Annotated in this window: 18 protein-coding genes and 1 pseudogene; 10 read left to right on the top strand and 9 right to left on the bottom strand. The window is 63.2% G+C overall.

Features of this window, described 5'->3' with window-relative positions:
• The first annotated feature begins 73 nt into the window (after positions 1-73).
• Genes HGP13_RS18495 through HGP13_RS18485 form a run of 3 tightly spaced genes read left to right on the top strand, consistent with a single transcriptional unit; the run spans position 74 to position 3,506 of the window.
• Positions 74-1,021 carry an ABC transporter permease gene (locus tag HGP13_RS18495; protein WP_172227981.1) on the top strand — a complete coding sequence of 316 codons (948 nt, stop codon included), beginning with the start codon at positions 74-76 and terminating at the stop codon, positions 1,019-1,021.
• Complete coding sequence (locus HGP13_RS18490) at positions 1,018-1,887, top strand: ABC transporter permease (RefSeq protein ID WP_172227979.1); 870 nt, start codon at positions 1,018-1,020, stop codon at positions 1,885-1,887. Before HGP13_RS18495 ends, HGP13_RS18490 begins: the two co-directional genes overlap by 4 nt.
• Complete coding sequence (locus HGP13_RS18485; protein ID WP_172227977.1) at positions 1,884-3,506, top strand: dipeptide ABC transporter ATP-binding protein; 1,623 nt, start codon at positions 1,884-1,886, stop codon at positions 3,504-3,506. Before HGP13_RS18490 ends, HGP13_RS18485 begins: the two co-directional genes overlap by 4 nt.
• Before the next feature lie 28 nt (positions 3,507-3,534).
• Here HGP13_RS18485 and HGP13_RS18480 read toward each other — a convergent pair whose 3' ends face one another.
• Complete coding sequence (locus HGP13_RS18480; protein WP_172227975.1) at positions 3,535-3,966, bottom strand: TerB family tellurite resistance protein; 432 nt, start codon at positions 3,964-3,966, stop codon at positions 3,535-3,537.
• Positions 3,967-4,113: 147 nt separating this feature from the next.
• Here HGP13_RS18480 and HGP13_RS18475 point away from each other — a divergent pair, with 147 nt between their 5' ends.
• The 4 genes and pseudogenes from HGP13_RS18475 to HGP13_RS18460 all read left to right on the top strand — a co-directional run bounded on the left by HGP13_RS18475 (position 4,114) and on the right by HGP13_RS18460 (position 6,538).
• Positions 4,114-4,899: a TSUP family transporter gene (locus HGP13_RS18475; protein ID WP_172227973.1), complete on the top strand. Its 786-nt coding sequence runs from the start codon at positions 4,114-4,116 to the stop codon at positions 4,897-4,899.
• A 41-nt stretch (positions 4,900-4,940) separates the two neighbouring features.
• Entirely contained in the window at positions 4,941-5,111 is a 171-nt protein-coding gene (locus HGP13_RS18470; protein ID WP_172227971.1) for a hypothetical protein, read from the top strand.
• A 102-nt stretch (positions 5,112-5,213) separates the two neighbouring features.
• Positions 5,214-6,044, top strand: a complete 831-nt coding sequence (locus tag HGP13_RS18465; RefSeq protein ID WP_172227969.1) for an AraC family transcriptional regulator — start codon at positions 5,214-5,216, stop codon at positions 6,042-6,044.
• A 72-nt stretch (positions 6,045-6,116) separates the two neighbouring features.
• Positions 6,117-6,538: pseudogene (locus tag HGP13_RS18460) on the top strand (VOC family protein).
• A gap of 9 nt (positions 6,539-6,547) precedes the next feature.
• Here HGP13_RS18460 and HGP13_RS18455 read toward each other — a convergent pair.
• Together HGP13_RS18455 and HGP13_RS18450 are read right to left on the bottom strand one after the other, a co-directional pair.
• Entirely contained in the window at positions 6,548-8,023 is a 1,476-nt protein-coding gene (locus tag HGP13_RS18455) for a cobyric acid synthase (protein WP_172227968.1), read from the bottom strand.
• Positions 8,024-8,025: 2 nt separating this feature from the next.
• Positions 8,026-8,640 carry a dimethylsulfonioproprionate lyase family protein gene (locus HGP13_RS18450; RefSeq protein ID WP_172227966.1) on the bottom strand — a complete coding sequence of 205 codons (615 nt, stop codon included), beginning with the start codon at positions 8,638-8,640 and terminating at the stop codon, positions 8,026-8,028.
• A 144-nt stretch (positions 8,641-8,784) separates the two neighbouring features.
• Between HGP13_RS18450 and HGP13_RS18445 the strand changes: the two genes are divergently transcribed.
• Together HGP13_RS18445 and mmsB are read left to right on the top strand one after the other, a co-directional pair.
• Entirely contained in the window at positions 8,785-9,951 is a 1,167-nt protein-coding gene (locus HGP13_RS18445) for an isobutyryl-CoA dehydrogenase (RefSeq protein WP_172227965.1), read from the top strand.
• Positions 9,952-9,975: 24 nt separating this feature from the next.
• Entirely contained in the window at positions 9,976-10,860 is an 885-nt protein-coding gene (gene mmsB, locus HGP13_RS18440; RefSeq protein WP_172227963.1) for a 3-hydroxyisobutyrate dehydrogenase, read from the top strand.
• A 280-nt stretch (positions 10,861-11,140) separates the two neighbouring features.
• Here mmsB and HGP13_RS18435 read toward each other — a convergent pair whose 3' ends face one another.
• From HGP13_RS18435 to HGP13_RS18420, 4 genes are all read right to left on the bottom strand, one after another.
• On the bottom strand, positions 11,141-11,785 hold the full coding sequence (locus tag HGP13_RS18435) for a cytochrome c oxidase assembly factor Coa1 family protein (RefSeq protein WP_172227961.1): 645 nt from the start codon (positions 11,783-11,785) through the stop codon (positions 11,141-11,143).
• An 84-nt stretch (positions 11,786-11,869) separates the two neighbouring features.
• Positions 11,870-12,235 carry a hypothetical protein gene (locus HGP13_RS18430; RefSeq protein ID WP_172227959.1) on the bottom strand — a complete coding sequence of 122 codons (366 nt, stop codon included), beginning with the start codon at positions 12,233-12,235 and terminating at the stop codon, positions 11,870-11,872.
• 238 nt (positions 12,236-12,473) lie between these two features.
• Complete coding sequence (locus HGP13_RS18425) at positions 12,474-13,853, bottom strand: aspartate aminotransferase family protein (RefSeq protein WP_172227957.1); 1,380 nt, start codon at positions 13,851-13,853, stop codon at positions 12,474-12,476.
• 246 nt (positions 13,854-14,099) lie between these two features.
• The gene (locus HGP13_RS18420; RefSeq protein ID WP_172227955.1) at positions 14,100-16,169 is read right to left on the bottom strand and encodes a prolyl oligopeptidase family protein; all 2,070 of its coding nucleotides are present in this window, start codon (positions 16,167-16,169) and stop codon (positions 14,100-14,102) included.
• A gap of 145 nt (positions 16,170-16,314) precedes the next feature.
• On the opposite strand from HGP13_RS18420, the gene HGP13_RS18415 reads away from it, so the two are divergent.
• Positions 16,315-16,854, top strand: a complete 540-nt coding sequence (locus tag HGP13_RS18415) for a hypothetical protein (RefSeq protein WP_172227953.1) — start codon at positions 16,315-16,317, stop codon at positions 16,852-16,854.
• A gap of 5 nt (positions 16,855-16,859) precedes the next feature.
• Here HGP13_RS18415 and HGP13_RS18410 read toward each other — a convergent pair whose 3' ends face one another.
• Positions 16,860-18,020, bottom strand: a complete 1,161-nt coding sequence (locus HGP13_RS18410; protein WP_172227951.1) for an MFS transporter — start codon at positions 18,018-18,020, stop codon at positions 16,860-16,862.
• Positions 18,017-19,198, bottom strand: coding sequence for an MFS transporter (locus tag HGP13_RS18405; protein WP_172227949.1), 1,182 nt, complete (start codon positions 19,196-19,198; stop codon positions 18,017-18,019). Before HGP13_RS18405 ends, HGP13_RS18410 begins: the two co-directional genes overlap by 4 nt.
• Between the last annotated feature and the right edge of the window lie 27 nt (positions 19,199-19,225).

Genomic DNA, 19,225 nt, shown 5'->3' with positions numbered 1-19,225 from the left:
GCTTTCGAGAAATGCGTGGCTCCGGAAGTAAAACGGCTTCCGGAGCCTGCCTTTTTCCGGCACGTTGGAACGGATGACCACCTACCTCCTCAAGCGCCTGGCCATCTCGCTTGCCACACTGGTGCTGGCCTCCATCGTGGTGTTCGCCGTGCTCGAAATCCTGCCCGGCGACCCGGCGCGGCTGATGCTGGGCATGAACGCCAGCGCCGACCAGGTCGAACTCCTGCGCAACCAGATGGGCCTCAACGCGCCGCTTGTCCTGCGCTATCTGCACTGGGCCGGCGGCCTGCTCAGCCTCGATTTCGGTCGCTCCTACACCTATTCGGTGCCGGTCATCGATCTCGTGCGTGAACGGCTTGCCGTCTCGCTGCCGCTGGCGCTGATCGCGCTCGCGCTTTCCACCCTCATCGCCATTCCCGTCGGCCTGTTTTCAGCCAGCCGGCGCGGACGGGCCGGCGATACGATTTCCATGGGCGCGGCACAGCTTGGCGTCGCCGTGCCCAATTTCTGGTTCGCGCTGATGCTGATCTATGTTTTCGCCGTGTGGCTGCGGTTGGTTCCGGCCGGCGGCTTTCCCGGCTGGGGCGCAGGCATCTGGCCCGCGCTGAAATCGCTGCTGCTGCCGGCGATCGCCCTTGCCTTGCCGCAGGCGGCGATCCTGGCGCGCGTCACCCGCTCGGCGCTGATCGAGGTGTTGAACGAGGACTATATCCGCACCGCCCGCGCCAAGGGCCTGCCCTACCGTGCCGTGCTGTGGCGGCATGCGCTGCGCAACGCCATGATCCCGATGCTGACCATTCTCGGCCTGCAGTTCGCCTTCCTGCTCGCCGGTACCATCATCATCGAGAATGTCTTTTATCTGCCCGGCCTCGGCCGGCTGGTGTTCCAGGCGATCACCCAGCGCGACCTGATAGTCGTCGAAAGCGTCGTCATGCTGCTGGTCGCCGCCGTCATTGCCGTGAACCTCGTCGTCGACCTTTCCTATGCGGTCGTCGATCCGCGCTTGAGGAGCCGGCAATGACGCTGCACATCGACATGTCACAAGAAACGTTCAGCGCCATCCTGGCCAAGGCGTTCAGGAACACGGCTTTCGTCACCGGCTTCGTCATCACCTTGCTGATCCTGGCGATGGCTATGGTCTCCTACGTCTGGACGCCTTACGACGTCACCAAGCTGGTGATAGCCGACAAGACGCAAGGCCCTTCGCTGGCGCATTGGTTCGGCACCGACCATTTCGGCCGCGATATCCTGTCGATGATCATGGTCGGCGCCCGCAATTCGATTGCAGTGGCACTTGTAGCGGTCGGCATCGGCATGGGCATAGGCGTGCCACTCGGCGCTTTTGCCGCGGCGCGTGGCGGCTTGGTCGACGAAGCGCTGATGCGCATCAACGATCTCGTCTTCGCCTTCCCCGCCCTGCTATCGGCGATCATGATCACTGCCATCTTCGGGCCCGGCGCCGTCAACGCCATCATCGCCATCGGCATCTTCAACATTCCGGTCTTTGCCCGCGTCGCCCGCGCCGGCGCGCTGGCGATCTGGCCACGCGAATTTATCCTTGCCGCGCGTGCCGCGGGAAAAAGCAGCACGCAGATATCCATCGAACATGTGCTGCCCAACATCGCCACGTTGCTGCTGGTGCAAGGCACCATCCAGTTCGCGCTGGGCATCCTCGCCGAAGCCGGGCTTTCCTATCTCGGCCTCGGCGCGCAGCCGCCAATGCCGAGCTGGGGCCGCATGCTGTTCGACGCCCAGACGCGCATGGTGGTGGCGCCGTGGATGGCGATCTTTCCCGGCATGGCGATCGTCATCACCGTGCTCGGTTTGAATCTCCTGGGTGACGGCATCGCCGACATTCTCGACCCGAAATCGCGGCGGCAGCGATGAGCTTGCTGGAGATCGAGAACCTGTCGCTGGCGATCGGCGACACGCCGATCCTGAAAGGGATCGAACTCTCCGTCACGCCCGGAGAAGTGATGGGACTGGTCGGCGAATCCGGCTCCGGCAAGTCGATGACCGCGCTGACGCTCATGCAACTCCTGCCGCACGCAGCGCGCGCCACCGGTCGCGTCACCTTCGACGGCATCGACATCCTTGCCGCAAGCGAGGACCAGATGTGCGCCCTGCGCGGCGGCGACATCGGCATGGTGTTCCAGGAGCCGATGACGGCGCTCAATCCGGTCAAGACCATCGGCGAACAGGTGGCCGAAGGCATACGCTGGCACACCAAGGTCACGCGCGCGGCGGCTGAAGAGCGGGCGCGCAAAATGCTCGACCGGGTGGGTCTGCCCGAATCAAAATTCCCGCTGTCGCGCTATCCGCACGAACTCTCCGGCGGCCAGCGCCAACGCGTCGTCATCGCCATCGCCTGCGCGCTGAAACCCAAGCTCTTGATCGCCGACGAGCCTACGACGGCGCTCGACGTGGTGCTGCAGGCGCAAATCCTCGACCTCTTGCGCGATCTCGTCGCGGAGAGCCGCATGGGCCTGCTGCTGATCTCGCACGACCTCGCCGTAGTGACCGAAATGGCCGACCGCATCACCATCCTGCGCCATGGCGAGGTGATGGAAGCCGGCGACACGGCGCGCACGCTGTCGGCGCAACTGCACCCCTACACGCGCCAGCTGGCGCAGGCCTCGATGCATGTGCCGGCGCGCGCCAAGGTTCACGCCGTCGGATCGGCCAAGCCGCTGCTCGAGGTCGAAGGCGTGACGCGCGATTATGCGGGCCGGCGCACCTCTCTGTTCCGGCGCGCCGTACCGATCCGCGCCGTCGACGACGTGTCGCTGTCGATGGCGCCAGGTCAATCGATAGCGCTGGTCGGCCGTTCCGGCTGCGGCAAGTCAACGCTCGCCCGCATGATCCTGGCACTGGACCGGCCGAGCTTGGGCACGATCCGGTTTCGCGGCGAGACCATCACCGGCAAGAGCGAGGCCGAACTGAAGCCTGCCAGGCGCGACATGCAGGTTGTTTTTCAAGACCCTTACGGCTCCTTCGATCCGCGCCAGAAGGTCGAAAAACTGGTCGCCGAACCCCTGCATGTGCTGGAGAAGAAACCGACGCGCGCCGAGCGCCGCGAGATGGTGGCGCACGCGCTGCACGAGGTTGGCCTCGACCAGCGCGACATGGACAAATACCCGCACGAGTTCTCGGGCGGCCAACGCCAGCGGCTGTCGATCGCGCGCGCCATCATCACCCGCCCCCGGCTGGTCGTCGCCGACGAGCCGGTTTCGGCGCTCGACGTCTCGATCCGTGCGCAGATTCTCGACCTGTTCGCCGAACTCAACCAGAAGCTCGGCATCGCCTATCTCTTCATCACCCACGACCTGACCGTCGCTCGTGCCGTCACGGACGAGGTGCTGGTCATGCATGACGGCAAGATCGTCGAGCGCGGCAAGACCAACGAGGTGCTGGATCATCCGCAATCCGAAGCCGCCAAGGCGCTGGTCGCCGCAGCTCCTGATCTGCATCGGGCGATAGCCCGACGGATGCAAGAGCAAGGGTGATCGGCCAAACTGTTGGCCGATCCGAAACTTATTCTTCCGGCTTCACCACATCGACCGGGCTGATATCGAGCAGGTCGAGCGTGCGGCGCAGCAGGCGCACCTCGCTCTCGGCCAGTTGCGAATCCGCCTTGGCGATCTCCGCCATGTGCTGGGCCAATTGCTTGCGCCGTTCGACGTCGAGATCGCGAAACAGCGCGATTGCTTGCGAGCCGTTGGTCTCGTAGCCGAACTCGTTGAGATATTCGATGACGGCGTCGATGCTGGTTTCCGGAATGCCGAAGGCATCCTTGCAGATGCGCCGGAAGGCAACCATCTCGCTCTCGCTGACCGTCCCGTCGGCCAGGATCATGCGAAACAGCATCAGAAGTTCAGCCGACAGCACCGGGTCGTCCGCGACCTTGCGTACGCCCGGGTCGCCGTCGAAGATCGAGCGTATCTGGTCCAGCAATGCGAATGCCATCAGGGCCTCTTTCCGGGTTAACTGCACACGAATACAAATCCAAGCGCGATGCGCTTGGATAGAGGTAGCGCGGAATCGGTCTTGCGCAAACAGGGCGGTCGTGGTCGAACGCCGTTATCCCGCCGCCCGGACGTCTCCGCACATCAGATGATCGACCTCACCACCCACACAATCGCCATGCTCGCCTTCGCCGCCTTTGCCGCGGGCTTTGTCGATTCGATTGCCGGCGGCGGCGGGCTGATCACCATTCCAGCACTGCTGTTGGCCGGCTTCTCACCGGTCGAGGCGCTTGGAACCAACAAGCTGCAAGGCATGTTCGGCTCCGGGTCGGCGACCATCCACTATGCCTCCAAGGGCCACGTCGATTTGCGCCGGCAGTTGCCGTCTGCATTGCTCGCACTTGTCGGAAGTGCCATCGGCGCGCTGCTGGCCACGATCGTTCCCGGCGATCTCCTGCGCGCCCTGCTGCCCCTGGTGCTGATCGCCATCGCGCTCTATTTCGCGCTCAAGCCCAACATGAACGATGTCGACCGGGCCGAGCGCCTGTCGCCATTCCTGTTCGGACTGACCCTGGTGCCGGCTATCGGCTTCTATGATGGCCTGTTCGGCCCCGGCGCCGGCTCCTTCTACATGCTGGCCTTCGTCGCCCTTGCCGGCTACGGCGTGCTCAAGGCGACGGCGCATACCAAATTGCTCAATTTCGCCTCCAACATCGGCGGCTTCATCGTCTTTGCAGTAGTCGGCGTCATCTCCTGGAAGATCGGGCTGATGATGGGCGTTGCCCAGTTCCTCGGCGCCCGTGTCGGCGCCAGCCTCGCCATGCGCATCGGCGCCAAATTGATCAAGCCGCTGCTGGTGATCGTCTGCGTGGCGCTGGCGGTGAAGCTGCTGGCGGATCCGGCCAATCCGCTGCGTGTGATGATTGGTGTGTGATAGACTGCCACTGTTCGAATCATGTTGAGGAGGAGCCAAACATGAATCTCAGCGCACCCACACAGATCGTTTTCATCATTGCAGTTGTTATCGCCATCATCGGCGTTCTCGCAGCCCTCGGCATCTTGGCGTTCATTCCATTGGCTTCGGTCTGGATCGTTACCATCGCTTTCGTCGTGCTGGCCGCTGGCTGCCTGATGCGCGGCGCCTGACAAGTTTCCCTTGATGTGGGGACGGAGAGCGCCCGGCCAAACGCGGGGCGCTTTTGATTCTGATCCAAGCTCTGCTAGATTCTACCGGGGAGAAGGTGGCCGATGCCAATCGAGATGCAGCGTCGCAAGGAACAGGACCGCTCCATATCAGGGCGTTTCGAGATGCGCCGGCGCCTTGCCGATCCTGCACTTGATGGCATCATCACCGACTTTTGCGGCTATCGCGAAACGGCACCAGGCCACTTCCGCAATGTCGAATACGCCTCGCTGACCGTACCGCTGGTGATCAGTTTCGCCGAGCCCTTCGCCATCGGCCTCGGCAAGGCGCCGGGCGACAATGACCGCTTCGCCAGTTTCGCCGCCGGCCTCTTTGCCGGGCCGGTGATGATCGAATCCTTCGGCGCCGCTTGCTGTGTGCAGATCAACTTCACCCCGCTTGGCGCGCGCCGTTTCTTCCGCCTGCCGATGAGCGAGCTGACCGACAGCATGGTGGTCCTCGACGACGTGCTGGGCGCCGAGGGCATGATGCTGCGCGAACAGCTCGGCAATGCGCCGGACTGGGCGTCGCGCTTCGACCTTGCCGAAGCCTTCGTCACCGTCCGTCTTGCGAGCGCTGCCGAAACGCCGCCGGAAATCGCCTGGGCCTATGACCGCATCATCACATCGGGTGGCCGCACCCGCATTGCATCGCTCGCCGAACGACTGGGCTGGAGCCGCAAACACCTCGCCGAAAAATTCGCCGACGCGACCGGCATCGGCCCCAAGACGCTGTCGCGCATCGTTCGCTTCAACCGGGCGCTTGGGCTGTCACGGCAGCAGACCGTGGACTGGGCCGATATCGCGGCCGATTGCGGCTATGCCGACCAGGCGCATCTGGTACGCGAGTTCCGCGACCTCGCCGGCGAGACGCCGACGGCGCTTCTCGGCAGGTAACATTTCTTCAAGACGCTGGAGCGGCCTTCGAACAGAGTGGGTTATCGACCAACCCAGATGAAGGAGGTTCCCATGCCCACCACAACCGAAGCCCCCCCCGCCTCTACCCCGCTTTGCGCTACAAAAACGCGGCGAAAATGATCGACTGGCTCTGCGAAGCCTTCGGCTTCAGCCTGCGCGCCCGCTATGGCGAAGGCGATATCGTGCACCATGCCGAACTGGTTTTCGGCTCCTCGATGATCATGCTGGGCACGGTGCGCGACGACGACTACGGCAAGATGGTTGGCGAACCCGGCTCAGGCGGCGGCAAGTCGATCTATATCGCCGTCGACGATGCCGATGCCGCCTACACCAAGGCCAGGAAAGCCGGCGCCACGATCATCGAGGAACTGACGAACCGCGACTATGGCAGCCGCGAATTCATCTGCCGCGATCCGGAAGGCGGCGTGTGGTCGTTCGGGACCTACTGGCCGAAGGTGGGCGAAAAGGGCTGAGCCGAGCCTTCAACGCGCCAACGCGAAAATCGCGTCGCAGTCGAGGTGGGTTTCCAGCTCGGCGGCGACGTCGTCGAGCGCCCGTTCGACCTCGGCGCGATAGTCGATGCCGCCGCCCTTGATGCCAAGGCTTTCCAAGAATTTCCCGCGAAAGCCGTCGGCGCCGAAGAGGCCATGCATATAGGTGCCGATCACTTTGCCATCGGCCGAGATCGCACCGTCCTCAATGCCGTTAATGATCGCCGACGGCCGCATTGTGTCCGGGCCGGTGGTGCGGCCGAGATGGATTTCGTAGCCTTCGAGCGGCAGATCGAATTGGACCGAGTGCGCACTGACATTGCGCACCGTCTTCTCCGGCTCCATCACCGTTTCAATATCGAGCAGGCCGAGCCCTTCGGCCTCGGTGACGTTGCCCTCGATGCCGTCGGGATCGCGCACCCTACGGCCAAGCATCTGGAAACCACCACAAATGCCGACCACATGGCCGCCGCGCTTGCGGTGCGCCGCCAAGTCCCGGTCCCATCCATTCTCGCGGAATTTCAGCAGATCGCCGATCGTCGACTTGGAACCGGGGATAACGACCAGCCCGGCATCGGCCGGCAGCGGCTTGCCGGGCGGCACGAACATCACTTCCACCTGAGGCTCGGCTTTGAGCGGATCGAGGTCGTCGAAATTGGCGATACGGCCAAGCACCGGCACCGCCACCTTCAGCGCCCGCGCCTCGCCGGACGCCAGCCGTTCCAGCACCACCGAATCTTCCGAGGGCAGCCGCGCCGCCGCCTTAAGCCACGGCACGACACCAAAACAGCGCCATCCCGTGAACTTTTCGATCGCCTTCAGACCATCATCGAACAGCGAGACATCGCCGCGGAACTTGTTGATGAGATAGCCGACAATCATGCGCCGGTCTTCTTCCGGCAGGATCAGGTGGGTTCCGGCGACCGAGGCGATGACGCCGCCGCGATCGATGTCGCCGACCAGCATCACCGGCACATCGGCGCGCCTGGCAAAGCCCATATTGGCGATATCGCGGCTGCGCAGGTTGATTTCGGCCGGCGAGCCGGCGCCCTCGACGATAACCAGATCGGCGCCCTCGCCCACCTTAGCCCAGGAGTCGAGCACGGCGTCCATCAGCCGGCCCTTCAGCGCCTGATAGTCGCGCGCCCGCGCCTCGCCGAACACCTTGCCCTGGACGATGACCTGCGCGCCGACATCGGTCTGCGGCTTGAGCAGCACCGGGTTCATATGGACCGACGGCGCCACACCGCAAGCGATCGCCTGCAGCCATTGCGCGCGGCCGATCTCACCGCCGCCATGGCTGTTGTCGCCGGGAATGTCGGCGACGGCGGCATTGTTCGACATGTTCTGCGGCTTGAACGGCCGCACCCTCAGCCCACGCTTTTTCGCGACGCGGCAGAGCCCAGCGACCAGCACCGTCTTGCCGACATCCGAACCCGTGCCTTGCAGCATGATCGCTTTGGCCACGATCAGTTCCCACCCTGAACAGCACTACCGGTGATTGTGGATTTCTGCGCCAGCGGCCCACCGCGCCAGATGTAGATCGCCAAGAGCGGCTCGCTGCCGGTTCGCATGGCGTGGTTGACATTCGAGGCGTGGTGCACGACCTCGCCAGCCTCCCGCTCACGAAAGCCGCCCTCGCCCATCCGCCATTCCGTACCGCCGGTCAAAGGGATGTAGATCTCTTCGGCGACGTGATGGTGGTCGGGATAGATGATCTCGGGTCCAAGGATCAGCAGCCCGGCGGCAACCTCGTCATTGGTGAAATGGCCACGCGTGCCGAACACTTCCAGCCAGCCATAATTGTCGATGAAGGCCTTGCCGAAATCAGCCTCGGTGTAGGTCTGCCCCCAGCGCAAATCGTTGCGCTGCTCGGCCAGCACTTGAACCAGCGGCTTCGCCTCGGATGGTGCCAGTTCGGCAGCGCGGTCGAGATGGCGCAGGCAGCCGAGCGGATGCGGCTCCAGTGCGCGGGCCGGCATGTCCCAACCGATCCGCGCCACGGCGTCACGAACCAATGCGTCATCCACGCAAGCGAGACAGGCGTGGAAGCGTCGCAGCAGTTCATCGAATATTGTCGTCACATCTCGCTCCGGACATGCATTGATGCACAGCCGCTCCGCAGGGGATCGGGTTGCGCGGCGGCATCATTGGTCTAGATTGGTGCGCGCGCAAAGCCAAAAACGACAGGCCAGCGGGCTAGCTGGCCAGCACATAGGGAGCACGCCATGGACGCCGCGGTCGATGCGAGCACCAGCCAGTTCGAACTCAACGAGGAGCAACGCGCCATCCAGGAGATGGCGCAGGCCTTCGCCGCCGACCGCGTCGCGCCGAACGCGCTCGACTGGGACCGCAGGAAGCACTTTCCCGCCGATGTGATCCGCGAGACCGGGCCACTCGGCCTCGGCGGCATCTATGTCAGGGACGATGTCGGCGGTTCGGCGCTGGGCAGGCTCGACGCCGTACTGATCTTCGAGGCACTGTCGCATGCCGATCCGGCCTTTTCGTCCTTCATCTCGATCCACAACATGGCGGCCTCGATGATCGACCGTTTCGGCAATGACGAGCAGCGCCAGCGCTTCCTGCCGAAGCTGACTTCGATGGAATGGCTGGCAAGCTACTGCCTGACCGAACCGGGCTCCGGCTCCGATGCCGCGGCGCTGAAGACACGCGCGGTGAAGAGCGGCGCCGACTATATCCTTAACGGCGCCAAGCAGTTCATCTCGGGCGCCGGCGACAGCGATGTCTATGCCGTCATGGTGCGCACCGGCGCCGACGGGCCAAAGGGCATTTCCACCATCGTCGTGCCGAAGGACGCTCCCGGCCTTTCCTTCGGCGCCAACGAGCACAAGATGGGTTGGCACATGCAGTCGACGCGCCAGGTCATTTTCGAGGACTGCAAGGTGCCGGCGGAAAACCTCTTGTCGGGCGAAGGCGCCGGCTTCGGCATCGCCATGGCCGGGCTCGATGGCGGCCGGCTGAACATCGCCGCCTGTTCGCTGGGCGGCGCGCAGTCGGCGCTCGACAAGGCGCTGTCCTACACCGCCGAACGCAAGGCGTTCGGGTCCAAGATCAACCAGTTCCAGGCGCTGCAGTTCAGGCTGGCCGACATGGAGACAGAGCTGCAGGCGGCGCGCATCTTCCTCTATGCGGCAGCCTCCAAACTCGACCGCAAGGCGCCGGATGCCGGCAAATGGTCTGCCATGGCCAAACGCTTTGTCACCGACACCGGCTTCAACGTCGCCAACGATGCGCTGCAATTGCTTGGCGGCTACGGCTATCTGCACGACTACGGCATCGAGAAACTGGTACGCGACCTCAGGGTGCACCAGATTCTGGAGGGCACCAACGAGATCATGCGGGTCATTATTGCCCGCGCCTTGATCGGGCGCTGAAGCCAACTCCGGGAGTGAGAGACAATGACGACGATCGCCTTCATCGGCCTCGGCAATATGGGCAATCCGATGGCCGCCAATCTGGTCAAGGCGGGGCATGCCGTGAACGGTTTCGACCTCATACCGGAAAACCTCACTGTCGCGCGAGAACACGGTGTCGTGGTCATGGCCAATGCGCCGGCGGCGGTGAAGGACGCCGATGTCGTGATCACTATGCTGCCCGCCGGCAAGCACGTGCTGTCGGTCTATGAGGACATCGCGCCCATGGCGAAGAACGGCGCGCTGTTCATCGATTCCTCGACCATCGACGTCGATTCGGCGCGCGAGGCGCATGCGATTGCCGCAAAGCACGGCTTGCTGTCGATCGATGCGCCCGTCTCCGGCGGCACCGGCGGAGCGACGGCCGGAACGCTGACCTTCATGGCCGGCGGCTCCGACGATGCCTTCGCCGCCGCCGAGCCGATCCTGAAACCGATGGCGGGCCGCATCGTCCACTGCGGCAGCGATGGAGCCGGCCAGGCGGCAAAGATCTGCAACAACATGATCCTCGGCATTTCGATGATCGGCGTCGCCGAGGCCTTCGTGCTGGCGGAAAAACTCGGCCTGTCGCACCAGGCGCTGTTCGATGTCGCCTCGACCTCTTCGGGACAGTGCTGGTCCTTGACCACCTATTGCCCGGTGCCCGGCCCGGTGCCCACTTCGCCCGCCAATAGGGATTACAAGCCGGGCTTTGCCGCGGCCCTTATGCTGAAAGACCTGAAATTGTCCCAGGAAGCAGCACTTGGCGCAGGCGCGGTGACCCCGCTTGGCGCCGAGGCGGCACAGCTCTACGCCCTGTTCAACGCCCAGGGGCATGGCGGCGCCGATTTCTCCGGCATAATTAATTTTCTCAGGGGTAACCCTGCGTAACCAACGGATTTGATGGGCTTTTCCGGGATCGTGGGGCAGAAAACCCGCAAATTTACATTTGCTTAAGCTCTCGATAACTCTGCGGTAACGATGTCCCTATAAAACGGATTGCGAGGCGGACATATCGCATCCGCCCGGCGCTCCGGATCAGGTCTCGCGTACCGGAGCCCGTAAGTTTCGCCAAGTGTTTGAGTAGCGAAGCGCCTGCGTATCTGGCAAAGCCGCGTTCCCGATGGAGCGCGGTTTTTGCGTTTCTGCCGCGCTCTATCCAAGCTGATGTCTATATTCCGATCGCCGCGTTCGGGATCGGAACATGATCTTCGTTGGTCACCACGATCGGCGCATCCACTCCATCCACCCTGACCACGAGCAGGCGCATGCTCCAAGTGCCGGCATTGCGAACCAGATGGGAAAACACGGTGCCTTTTCCCTTGGCTCCGTGAACGGGGATGCTGAACTGGGCGTCGCCCGCCCCGTTCGCATTGACGTTGAGATGGCCGCCGACCCAGAAATTGTCGCTCATATCGTCGCCAATGGCAGCCTTCACGCGGGTATCGGCACGCACGGCGTCCATTGTCATGTGGTAGGCATCACTGCCCTTGAACATGAAGGGGATGCTGCCGACGATCGTCGCACAGCCCCCGATACTGACCACCCAGACGGCAAGACCAGCGATCGCCCAGTTGCGCTGCGTCTTGCGGAACTGCTCGGCATCGCGCCAGGCCCGGTTCTGCCAGGCCCAGCGGCTGCCACGGGCGCCAAGCACGAAGATCATGATGAGGTTGACGACCGGGATCAGTGCCAGCAACGCAATGAAGGTGCTGTTGCCGATGCCCCAGATCCAGTTGAGGAAGAAGGCGCCCCAGTTCCAGCGGTCGAGTTCGGGCGGAATTTCAGCGGGCTGGTTGAGCGGTTGTCCGACCATGAAGTCCCCCATCGGTGCATATACCGATCGGTTCTAGCGTATGATCCCGACAATGCGCAAAATCAAAGTTCCGTAGGGTCTATTTCAAGCCTTTGACGAAAGCCGGCGAAAATTCGCCTTCACCGCACGGCTGGCCGGCTTCAGTGCGGCACTGATCGAACGCTCCGCCGCGACGCCGCTGAACAGCGACGGCGTGCGGCCGGAAAGGAGTTCCGGCCAGAACCGCGATGCCGATTGCAGGACAGACATTTGCGCCGCGAACGCGCCTTCGGCGATTGCCGCGGTCTTCTCGTTCACCGCACGCGTGGTTTCGCTGCCCCAGGGCTGGCTGCTGCCGGCGTCCATTGCCATCAACGGCAGGCGCATCATTGCCACCAGCGGCGCCAGCATCAGGTCCGCGCCAATGCTGGCTGCTTCTTGCGCGCGTCGGCTCTTGCCGGTTTTTCTCATGGAAATGAACCCCTTGTCGCAGCCAGGCCTGCCGCCGCCTCACACACTACGCGCGGAGGATGAAGTAGTTCCGCATTGCGGCAGCATGTTTCTCGAGGCCGGGCGTTCCCTCTAGGAAACGCCCGGTCGTGGTTCGCTTAGAGCAGTTCACCGTTTCACGAAACGGCGAACCACTCTAACTCTTTGTTCTGACGCAATTCCGGACCGAAAACCGGTCACACTTTTCCTGGAATTGCTCTTAGCGCTTGCGCAGATCCGCCTGTGCCAGATCCAGCGCTTTGCCGATGCGCTCGCAGGCCATGTCGATCGTGTCGCGGGTCCAGATCAGCGGCGGCGACAGGATCATCGTGTCGCCGGTGGCGCGCAGCATCATGCCGTTGGCGATCGCATGGTCGCGCACCGTCACCGCCGCACTTCCCGACGGGAGGAACCGTTCCTTGGTCGCCTTGTCCTTGACGATCTCGATCGCACCCATCAGGCCGATCGAGCGCACCTCACCGACCAGGTCATGCCCGGCAATGCGCTCCTGGAGGGCCTTGGCGAAGTAAGGCCCGGTGTCGTCCCTGACGCGGTCGACCAGGCCTTCCTGCTCGATGATCTCGAGGTTCTTCAAGGCCACGGCGCAGGCCACCGGGTGACCGGAATAGGTATAGCCGTGGTTGAACTCGCCGCCCTTCTCGACCAGCGTCGAGGCGATGCGATCACCGACCAGCAGTGCCGACAGCGGCTGGTAGCCTGACGTCAGCGCCTTTGCCGTGGTGATGGTGTCCGGCTCGACGCCGAAGGTCTGTGCCGCGAACCACTCGCCGGTCCGGCCGTAGCCGGTGATAACCTCGTCGAGCATCAAAAGCACATCGTATTTGCGGCAGATGCGCTGCACTTCCGGCCAGTAGCTGGCCGGCGGGATCTTGACGCCGCCCGCGCCCATCACCGGTTCGCCGATGAAAGCCGCGACCTTGTCGGCGCCGGCCTCGAGGATGGCGTCCTCAACCGATTTGGCCGCGCGCAGGCCGAAATCATGATCGCTTTCGCCGGGCAGAGCCAGCTCGTAGGCATAGGGCATCATCACATGGACGATGTTGGGCACCGCACCGTTGAGCTGCTTGTGCATGGCATCCATGCCGCCGAGCGAAGTGCCGGCGATGGTCGAACCGTGATAGGCCATCTTGCGCGAGATAATGCGGTTCTTCTCAGGCTTGCCTTCCAGCACCCAGTAGTGGCGGACAAGACGCAATGCGGTGTCGTTGGCTTCCGAACCGGAGGAGCCGTAGAAGACCTGGTTGACGTTCTTCGGCGCGATTTCCGCCAGCTTCTTGGACAACAGCACCGGCGTCGGCGTCGAGCATTTGAAGAAGGAATTGTAGTAAGGCAGTTCCTTCATCTGCGCATAGGCGGCCTCGGCCAGCTCGTCGCGGCCATAGCCGATGTTGACGCACCACAGGCCGGCCATGCCGTCGAGCAGCTCGGTCCCTTCGGAATCGTAGATGAACGGGCCATTGGCGTGGGTGATGATGCGCGAACCCGCTTCGCGCAATTCCTTGTGGTCGGTGAAGGGATGCAGATGATGCGCGGCGTCGATCTGCTGAAGCTGCTTCAGCGAATAATTCTGATAGGTCATGTCTCTGATCTTTCCTCTGAAATCATTCCGGCGGTGCCGGGGCGAATTCGTCAGAGGATGGCAGGTGGCGAATAACCGATGCGGGCGCACAACCGCAAAAGCTCCGCCCGCAGCGTGCGCGATGACGGTGTCACCGCAACCCGGAATGCGCGAGCTGATAGTCTAGCGAGAGCCATGGCAGGCACCATAGAGCAAAGGGCGGTCAAGGTGAACCACCCTTCGCTTCAGTGGCTCCATAGAGAGACGTCAGGCCGTGGCGCTCAGTGCCCGTTGCAGGAACACATATTTCATCGCCGTCTGCGCCGCTTGCGGCCGGCGATCGCCGCGACCGCCATGTCCGCCCTCGGTCTCCTCGAAGAACAGCGTCCTGGCATGGCCTGCCTCCTGCAGGCGGGCCGCCATCTTGCGCGCATGGCCGGGATGGACCCGGTCATCGGCGGTCGAGGTGGTCAGAAGGACCGGAGGATAGGCGGCCCCGGCGGCGACATGCTGGTAAGGCGAATAGGCGGACAGCCATTTCGCGTCTTCCGGCTGTGACGGATCGCCATATTCGGCCATCCAGGAGGCGCCGGGCGGCAATTGCGTGTAGCGCAGCATGTCGAGCAGCGGCACCTCGATGATGACGGCGCCGAAAAGCTCCGGATGCTGCGTCAGGGAAACGCCGGTCAGCAGGCCGCCATTCGAGCCACCCTGGATACCGAGGGATTGAGCCGTCGCGATGCCGCGCCTGACGACGTCCTCAGCCACCGCAGCGAAATCGTCATAACCGTTCTGGCGATTGCCCTTCAGCGCCGCCTGGTGCCAGGCCGGGCCGAACTCGCCGCCACCGCGAATACAGGCCTGGACATAGGCATTGCCCTTCTCCAGCCACAGCCTGCCGCGCACGCCGGCATAGCCGGGCAAGAGCGGCACTTCGAATCCGCCATAGCCGTAGAGCAGCGTTGGGACCGCTCCATTCTGGTCGCGCCGCCTGACGACGAAATATGGAATCATCGTGCCGTCCTTCGAGCGCGCCTCGAACTGTTCCGAGATCAGCGGCGCGGCATCGAAACGCGCCGGCTGCGACTTCACGGTGGCGAGCGTCTCGCCATTGTCGTCAGACCAGATGATCGAGCTCGGCGTCAGGAAATCCGTGAAGGAGAACGACACGCTGGAACCGAAATGCTCGGCATGACTGATGCCGACAGTGCCGTTTTCAGGCAGCGCGACCGGCTTCATGGACCAGGCGCCATCCCTGCGCTCGCAGACGACGACCTTGCCGCGCACATTGTCCATCAGACTGATGAACAGCCGGTCCTGCGTGCGGGCAATGCCGGCGATCGACACGCGATAGGCCGGTGCCAACAGGGTCTCGACCGCGCCAAAACTGCCGGTTTCGATCCAGTGCGCGAAATCGAGCGAGTAAAGCCCGTCCGGCTGGCACACCGTGCCGTCCGGGGCCGTCCATGGCGTACGCACCCCGAACACCAGCTGGTCCTTGAAAAGCGATGTGTCGGTGGCGTCGTCGGGCAGCGGAATGCGCCGGTTTTCGCCAGACGGGAGATGCAGGAAACTGTGCGATGCAAAGAAATTGATTGCCCGCGCCAGAAACACGTGACGCTTCTCGCCGTCGAATTCGACGCCGGCGCCGGCGGCGAGATCTTCGGTCTTTGCCTCGAAGATCGGCGTCGCCTCTTCCAGCTTGGTACCGCGTTTCCAGAGCTTGATCACGCGTGGATAGCCGGACTCGGTCTTGTCAGCGTCCTCGAAGGCCGCCGAGACGATGACCGTGTCCTTGTCCAGCCAACCAAAACCCGACTTCGAGGCTCGCGCGTGATACCCGCCTTCTATAAATGACTTGGTTTCGATGTCGAATTCGCGCATCTCGCTCGCGTCGCCGCCATCCGGCGACATCGACAGCAGGCAGCGGCTGAAGTCCGGATAGAGCCGGCTGGCGCCGCTGAACACCCATTTTATCCCCTCCTTCGCCGCAAGCTGGTCGAAGTCGATGATCGTTTCCCAGACCGGCTTCTCGGTCTTGTAGGAAGCGACCGTCGTGCGGCGCCACAGGCCGAGCGCATTGGTCTTGTCCTGCCAGAAATTATAGACATGGCCGGCGATTGCCGCGCCGACGGCGATGTTGTCCTCGGCCGTCATCAGGTCGAGCGCCGTCTGGAACGACGCCTGATAGGACGGATCGCCTTGTAATTCGCCAACCGAGACCTCATTCTGGCCATGCACCCAGTCGAGCGACTGTTTGCTGGTCCTGTCCTCCAGCCAGAGGAAGGGATCGTCAGCCGTGGAGTTTTGCAGGCTCTGTGATGTCGACTTGGTCATATGGTCTCCGATAAACTCATCAAGGCGCGGTGTCGCAAACATCGTCATGCCACTACCGAAATTCAATTGGAACGCACGAAAGAAGCGATCCCAGCGATACCGTGTCAACTGCGAAAAGAGCCACGATCGCCATCGGAGAAAACTCGTGCAGCGTCTGTACATTGCGAAAGAGAGATTTGGTTCATCCGACGGCAGCGGATGGACCAAATACGTCGAGTGGTCGGGCCTCACCCAACTGACCGAGGTTGTCACGCTCGACACAATGCTTTGCCCCGCCGCTCTTGAAGACACAAAGGACAGCTATTGGCCCCACATTGTGAACGAAGATTATATGCTCGATTTCTTCGTCGACCTGAACTTCCTTCTTTCAGAGTTGGCCGATGAGAGCGGCGTCAACATCCTTGGCGTGATTCGAAGACCTTCGACGGATGTGCGCCAACTTGACTGGGATGGATTTGCGTTCCTCGGCTACGACCTGCTGGACCAGGACGTTTCAACAAGCGCACTGACCAACTGCGGCGGCTTTCCAGAAGCATTTGAGAACTCGGAGCTGTCCAATGTCGGACTGATCCCAGACTTTGATCGCGCTGTTGAAATTCAAAGGATGCTGCGCAGCAAATATTACCCGCCAGAGTACCATGCCGATTGTGACCTCTGGGCAATTTTCAGACGGCAAAGCGAATGAGAGGCTCACGCTGATCTGCGGCCGAAAACACTCGCCACCGCCAGCACCAGGCACATCAGGCCGAGCGTGATCGGCAGGCCTCCTGCGCCCAATATGTCCATGGCGCCACCAGCCAGCGGCGGCACGGCTATGCCGCCGACGCCCCACATCAGCGAGAAGGCGGCGTTGCCGGCGACCAGTGTCGAGCCGGTGAAGCGTTCGCCGAGTTCGATGATCGACATCGTGTAGATGCCATAGGAAACCGCGCCCCAGACAAAGATCATTGGCCAGATCAGCGGCGTTTCGATGAGAAGCGGCAGCAGCACGCATCCGAGCACCGTCAAGGAAACACAGGCAAGCCGCACCAGGCGTGCGGTCAACCTCTCCGCCAACAGCCCGAGCGGCACCTGCATGGCGATGTTGCCGGCAATCATCATCGACAGCAGCGCCGACATGCGGATTTCCGCGATGCCGTGGTGGGTGCCATAGACCGGCAGCAAGGCCAGCGCGCCCTGCTCGAAACCCGCGGCCACGATAACGGCGAACAAGAGCAACCACGCCATCGGCACGAAGCCCAGGACGGAAACCTGATGCCCGGCTTCGTCGACCTTCGGCAGGCGCGGCAGCACCGACGCCAGGCAGATGCCGCACAGCACGAAAGCGCAGATGCCGACGAGGAAGGGCGGCCATCCCTGCGTGCCGACGGCAAGCAGGCAAAGCGGCCCGGTTGCAAATCCGGCCGAGATGATCGTCGAATAGACGCCCATGATGCGGCCACGCCGGGCCGGCGGTGCCAATGCGATCACCCAGATTTCGCTTAAGACATAGAGCGGATTGGTCACCACGCCGATCAGGAAGCGCAGCGGGAACCAGAGATAGACATTCTGCGTCCAGCCGATCAGCGCCAGTACAATTGCCGAAAGGGCCGCACAGGTAAGCGCCGTGCGCCCTGCCCCGAACCGCCGCGCCAGCCCTGGGATAAGCGGCGACGAGACGATGAAGCCAACTGGCGTCATCGCCGCCGACAGGCCGATCATTGCCGGCGAGACGCCCTGCCTCTGCAGGATGAAGCTCAACAGCGGATAGGACAACCCTTGCGCGATGGCGAACACCGAAACGGTCGCGATCACGCCGGTGATCGCCGCCCATTGCATTCCTTCGCCAGTTTCCGAATCCGCCGCGGTCATGCCTTGCCGCTCCGGCGGACCGATGAACGATACAGCGCGAAGATCACCAGCAAAGCGTCGAGGCCGATGATCACCACCGGCAACCCCAGCGGACCAATGCCTTGCATGAGCAGGCCGGCGGCCGGCGGTCCGACAATGCCGCCAACGCCCCACAGCAAAGCGAAGGCCGCATTGCCGGTGACCAGCAGCGTGCCCTTGAACCGGCTGCCGAGTTCGACCAGCGCCATCGTATAGACACCGTAGCCGACAGCCCCCATCACCAGCAGCACGCCCCAGATCAGCGGCGTCATGATCAGCAGCGGCAGCAGCGCCGCGCAAACCGTTGTCGCCACCGCGCAGGCCACGATCATCGGGCGACCACCAAACCGCTCCGCCAGCAGGCCGAGCGGGATCTGCAGCAGGATGTTGCCAAGGGACAGCGCCATCACCAGCGCGGCGAGCACGGCCTCCGGCAGGCCATAGCCGGCACCGAAGACCGGGACCAGCGCATAGGTGCTTTGCTGGACGGCGGCCGAAACCAGCACGGCCAGCAGCAGCGCCGGCGCCAGCCGGGCAAAACCGATGAAGCTGCCGGCGGGCTGGCCGTCATCCTCGAAGCCGGTGAGTTTTGACGAGACAAGGCGCAGAATGACGGCGCAAAGCAAGAAGCCGCCGACACCGACGCTGAACGGCGCCCAGCCCGACGTGCCGATGAAGGTCAAGGTGAAAGGTCCCGCCGCATAGCCGGCGCCCATCAGCGTGTTGAACACCCCCATCACCCTGCCACGCCGCGAAGGCGGCGCCAGCGACAATGCCCAGACCTCGCCAAGGATGTAGAGCGGGTTGATGACGACGCCGATGATGAGGCGGATGACATACCAGGCCACCCAGTTCTGTAGATAGCCGATCGCCAGGAAGCACAGCGCGCCGATCAGCGAGCAGCCGACCGCCAGGTTGCGCGCACCGACCAGCCGCACCGCGGCCGGCACGAAGGACGCCGACAGGATCAGCCCGAGCGGCATCATCGCCGCCGACAGGCCGATCAACCCGGGCGACATGCCTTGCTTCTGCATCAGAAGCGTAAACAGCGGCGAACTCAAGCCTTGCGCGGCGCCGAACATGGCAAGCGCGGCGGTGACGCCCGCGAGCGCTGCCCACTGCGTCCCCGCTTCGCCTTCGCTCGAGCCGGTTGCCACCATTCCGTCATTCCATATGAGGTGCCGGCA

It is taken from the genome of Mesorhizobium sp. NZP2077 (genome assembly GCF_013170805.1).
Taxonomy (GTDB): domain Bacteria; phylum Pseudomonadota; class Alphaproteobacteria; order Rhizobiales; family Rhizobiaceae; genus Mesorhizobium.
This window is presented reverse-complemented; position numbering and strand designations above follow the sequence as displayed.

Coding starts and splice junctions, on each gene's coding strand:
- HGP13_RS18470 (WP_172227971.1), top strand. CDS start 4,941: ATGAATCTCAGCGCACCCACACAGATCGTTTTCATCATTGCAGTTGTT.
- HGP13_RS18445 (WP_172227965.1), top strand. CDS start 8,785: ATGGACGCCGCGGTCGATGCGAGCACCAGCCAGTTCGAACTCAACGAG.
- HGP13_RS18465 (WP_172227969.1), top strand. CDS start 5,214: ATGCCAATCGAGATGCAGCGTCGCAAGGAACAGGACCGCTCCATATCA.
- HGP13_RS18425 (WP_172227957.1), bottom strand. CDS start 13,853: ATGACCTATCAGAATTATTCGCTGAAGCAGCTTCAGCAGATCGACGCC.
- HGP13_RS18480 (WP_172227975.1), bottom strand. CDS start 3,966: ATGGCATTCGCATTGCTGGACCAGATACGCTCGATCTTCGACGGCGAC.
- HGP13_RS18430 (WP_172227959.1), bottom strand. CDS start 12,235: ATGAGAAAAACCGGCAAGAGCCGACGCGCGCAAGAAGCAGCCAGCATT.
- HGP13_RS18495 (WP_172227981.1), top strand. CDS start 74: ATGACCACCTACCTCCTCAAGCGCCTGGCCATCTCGCTTGCCACACTG.
- HGP13_RS18410 (WP_172227951.1), bottom strand. CDS start 18,020: ATGACCGCGGCGGATTCGGAAACTGGCGAAGGAATGCAATGGGCGGCG.
- HGP13_RS18435 (WP_172227961.1), bottom strand. CDS start 11,785: ATGGTCGGACAACCGCTCAACCAGCCCGCTGAAATTCCGCCCGAACTC.
- HGP13_RS18485 (WP_172227977.1), top strand. CDS start 1,884: ATGAGCTTGCTGGAGATCGAGAACCTGTCGCTGGCGATCGGCGACACG.
- HGP13_RS18475 (WP_172227973.1), top strand. CDS start 4,114: ATGATCGACCTCACCACCCACACAATCGCCATGCTCGCCTTCGCCGCC.
- HGP13_RS18420 (WP_172227955.1), bottom strand. CDS start 16,169: ATGACCAAGTCGACATCACAGAGCCTGCAAAACTCCACGGCTGACGAT.
- HGP13_RS18405 (WP_172227949.1), bottom strand. CDS start 19,198: ATGGTGGCAACCGGCTCGAGCGAAGGCGAAGCGGGGACGCAGTGGGCA.
- HGP13_RS18490 (WP_172227979.1), top strand. CDS start 1,018: ATGACGCTGCACATCGACATGTCACAAGAAACGTTCAGCGCCATCCTG.
- mmsB (WP_172227963.1), top strand. CDS start 9,976: ATGACGACGATCGCCTTCATCGGCCTCGGCAATATGGGCAATCCGATG.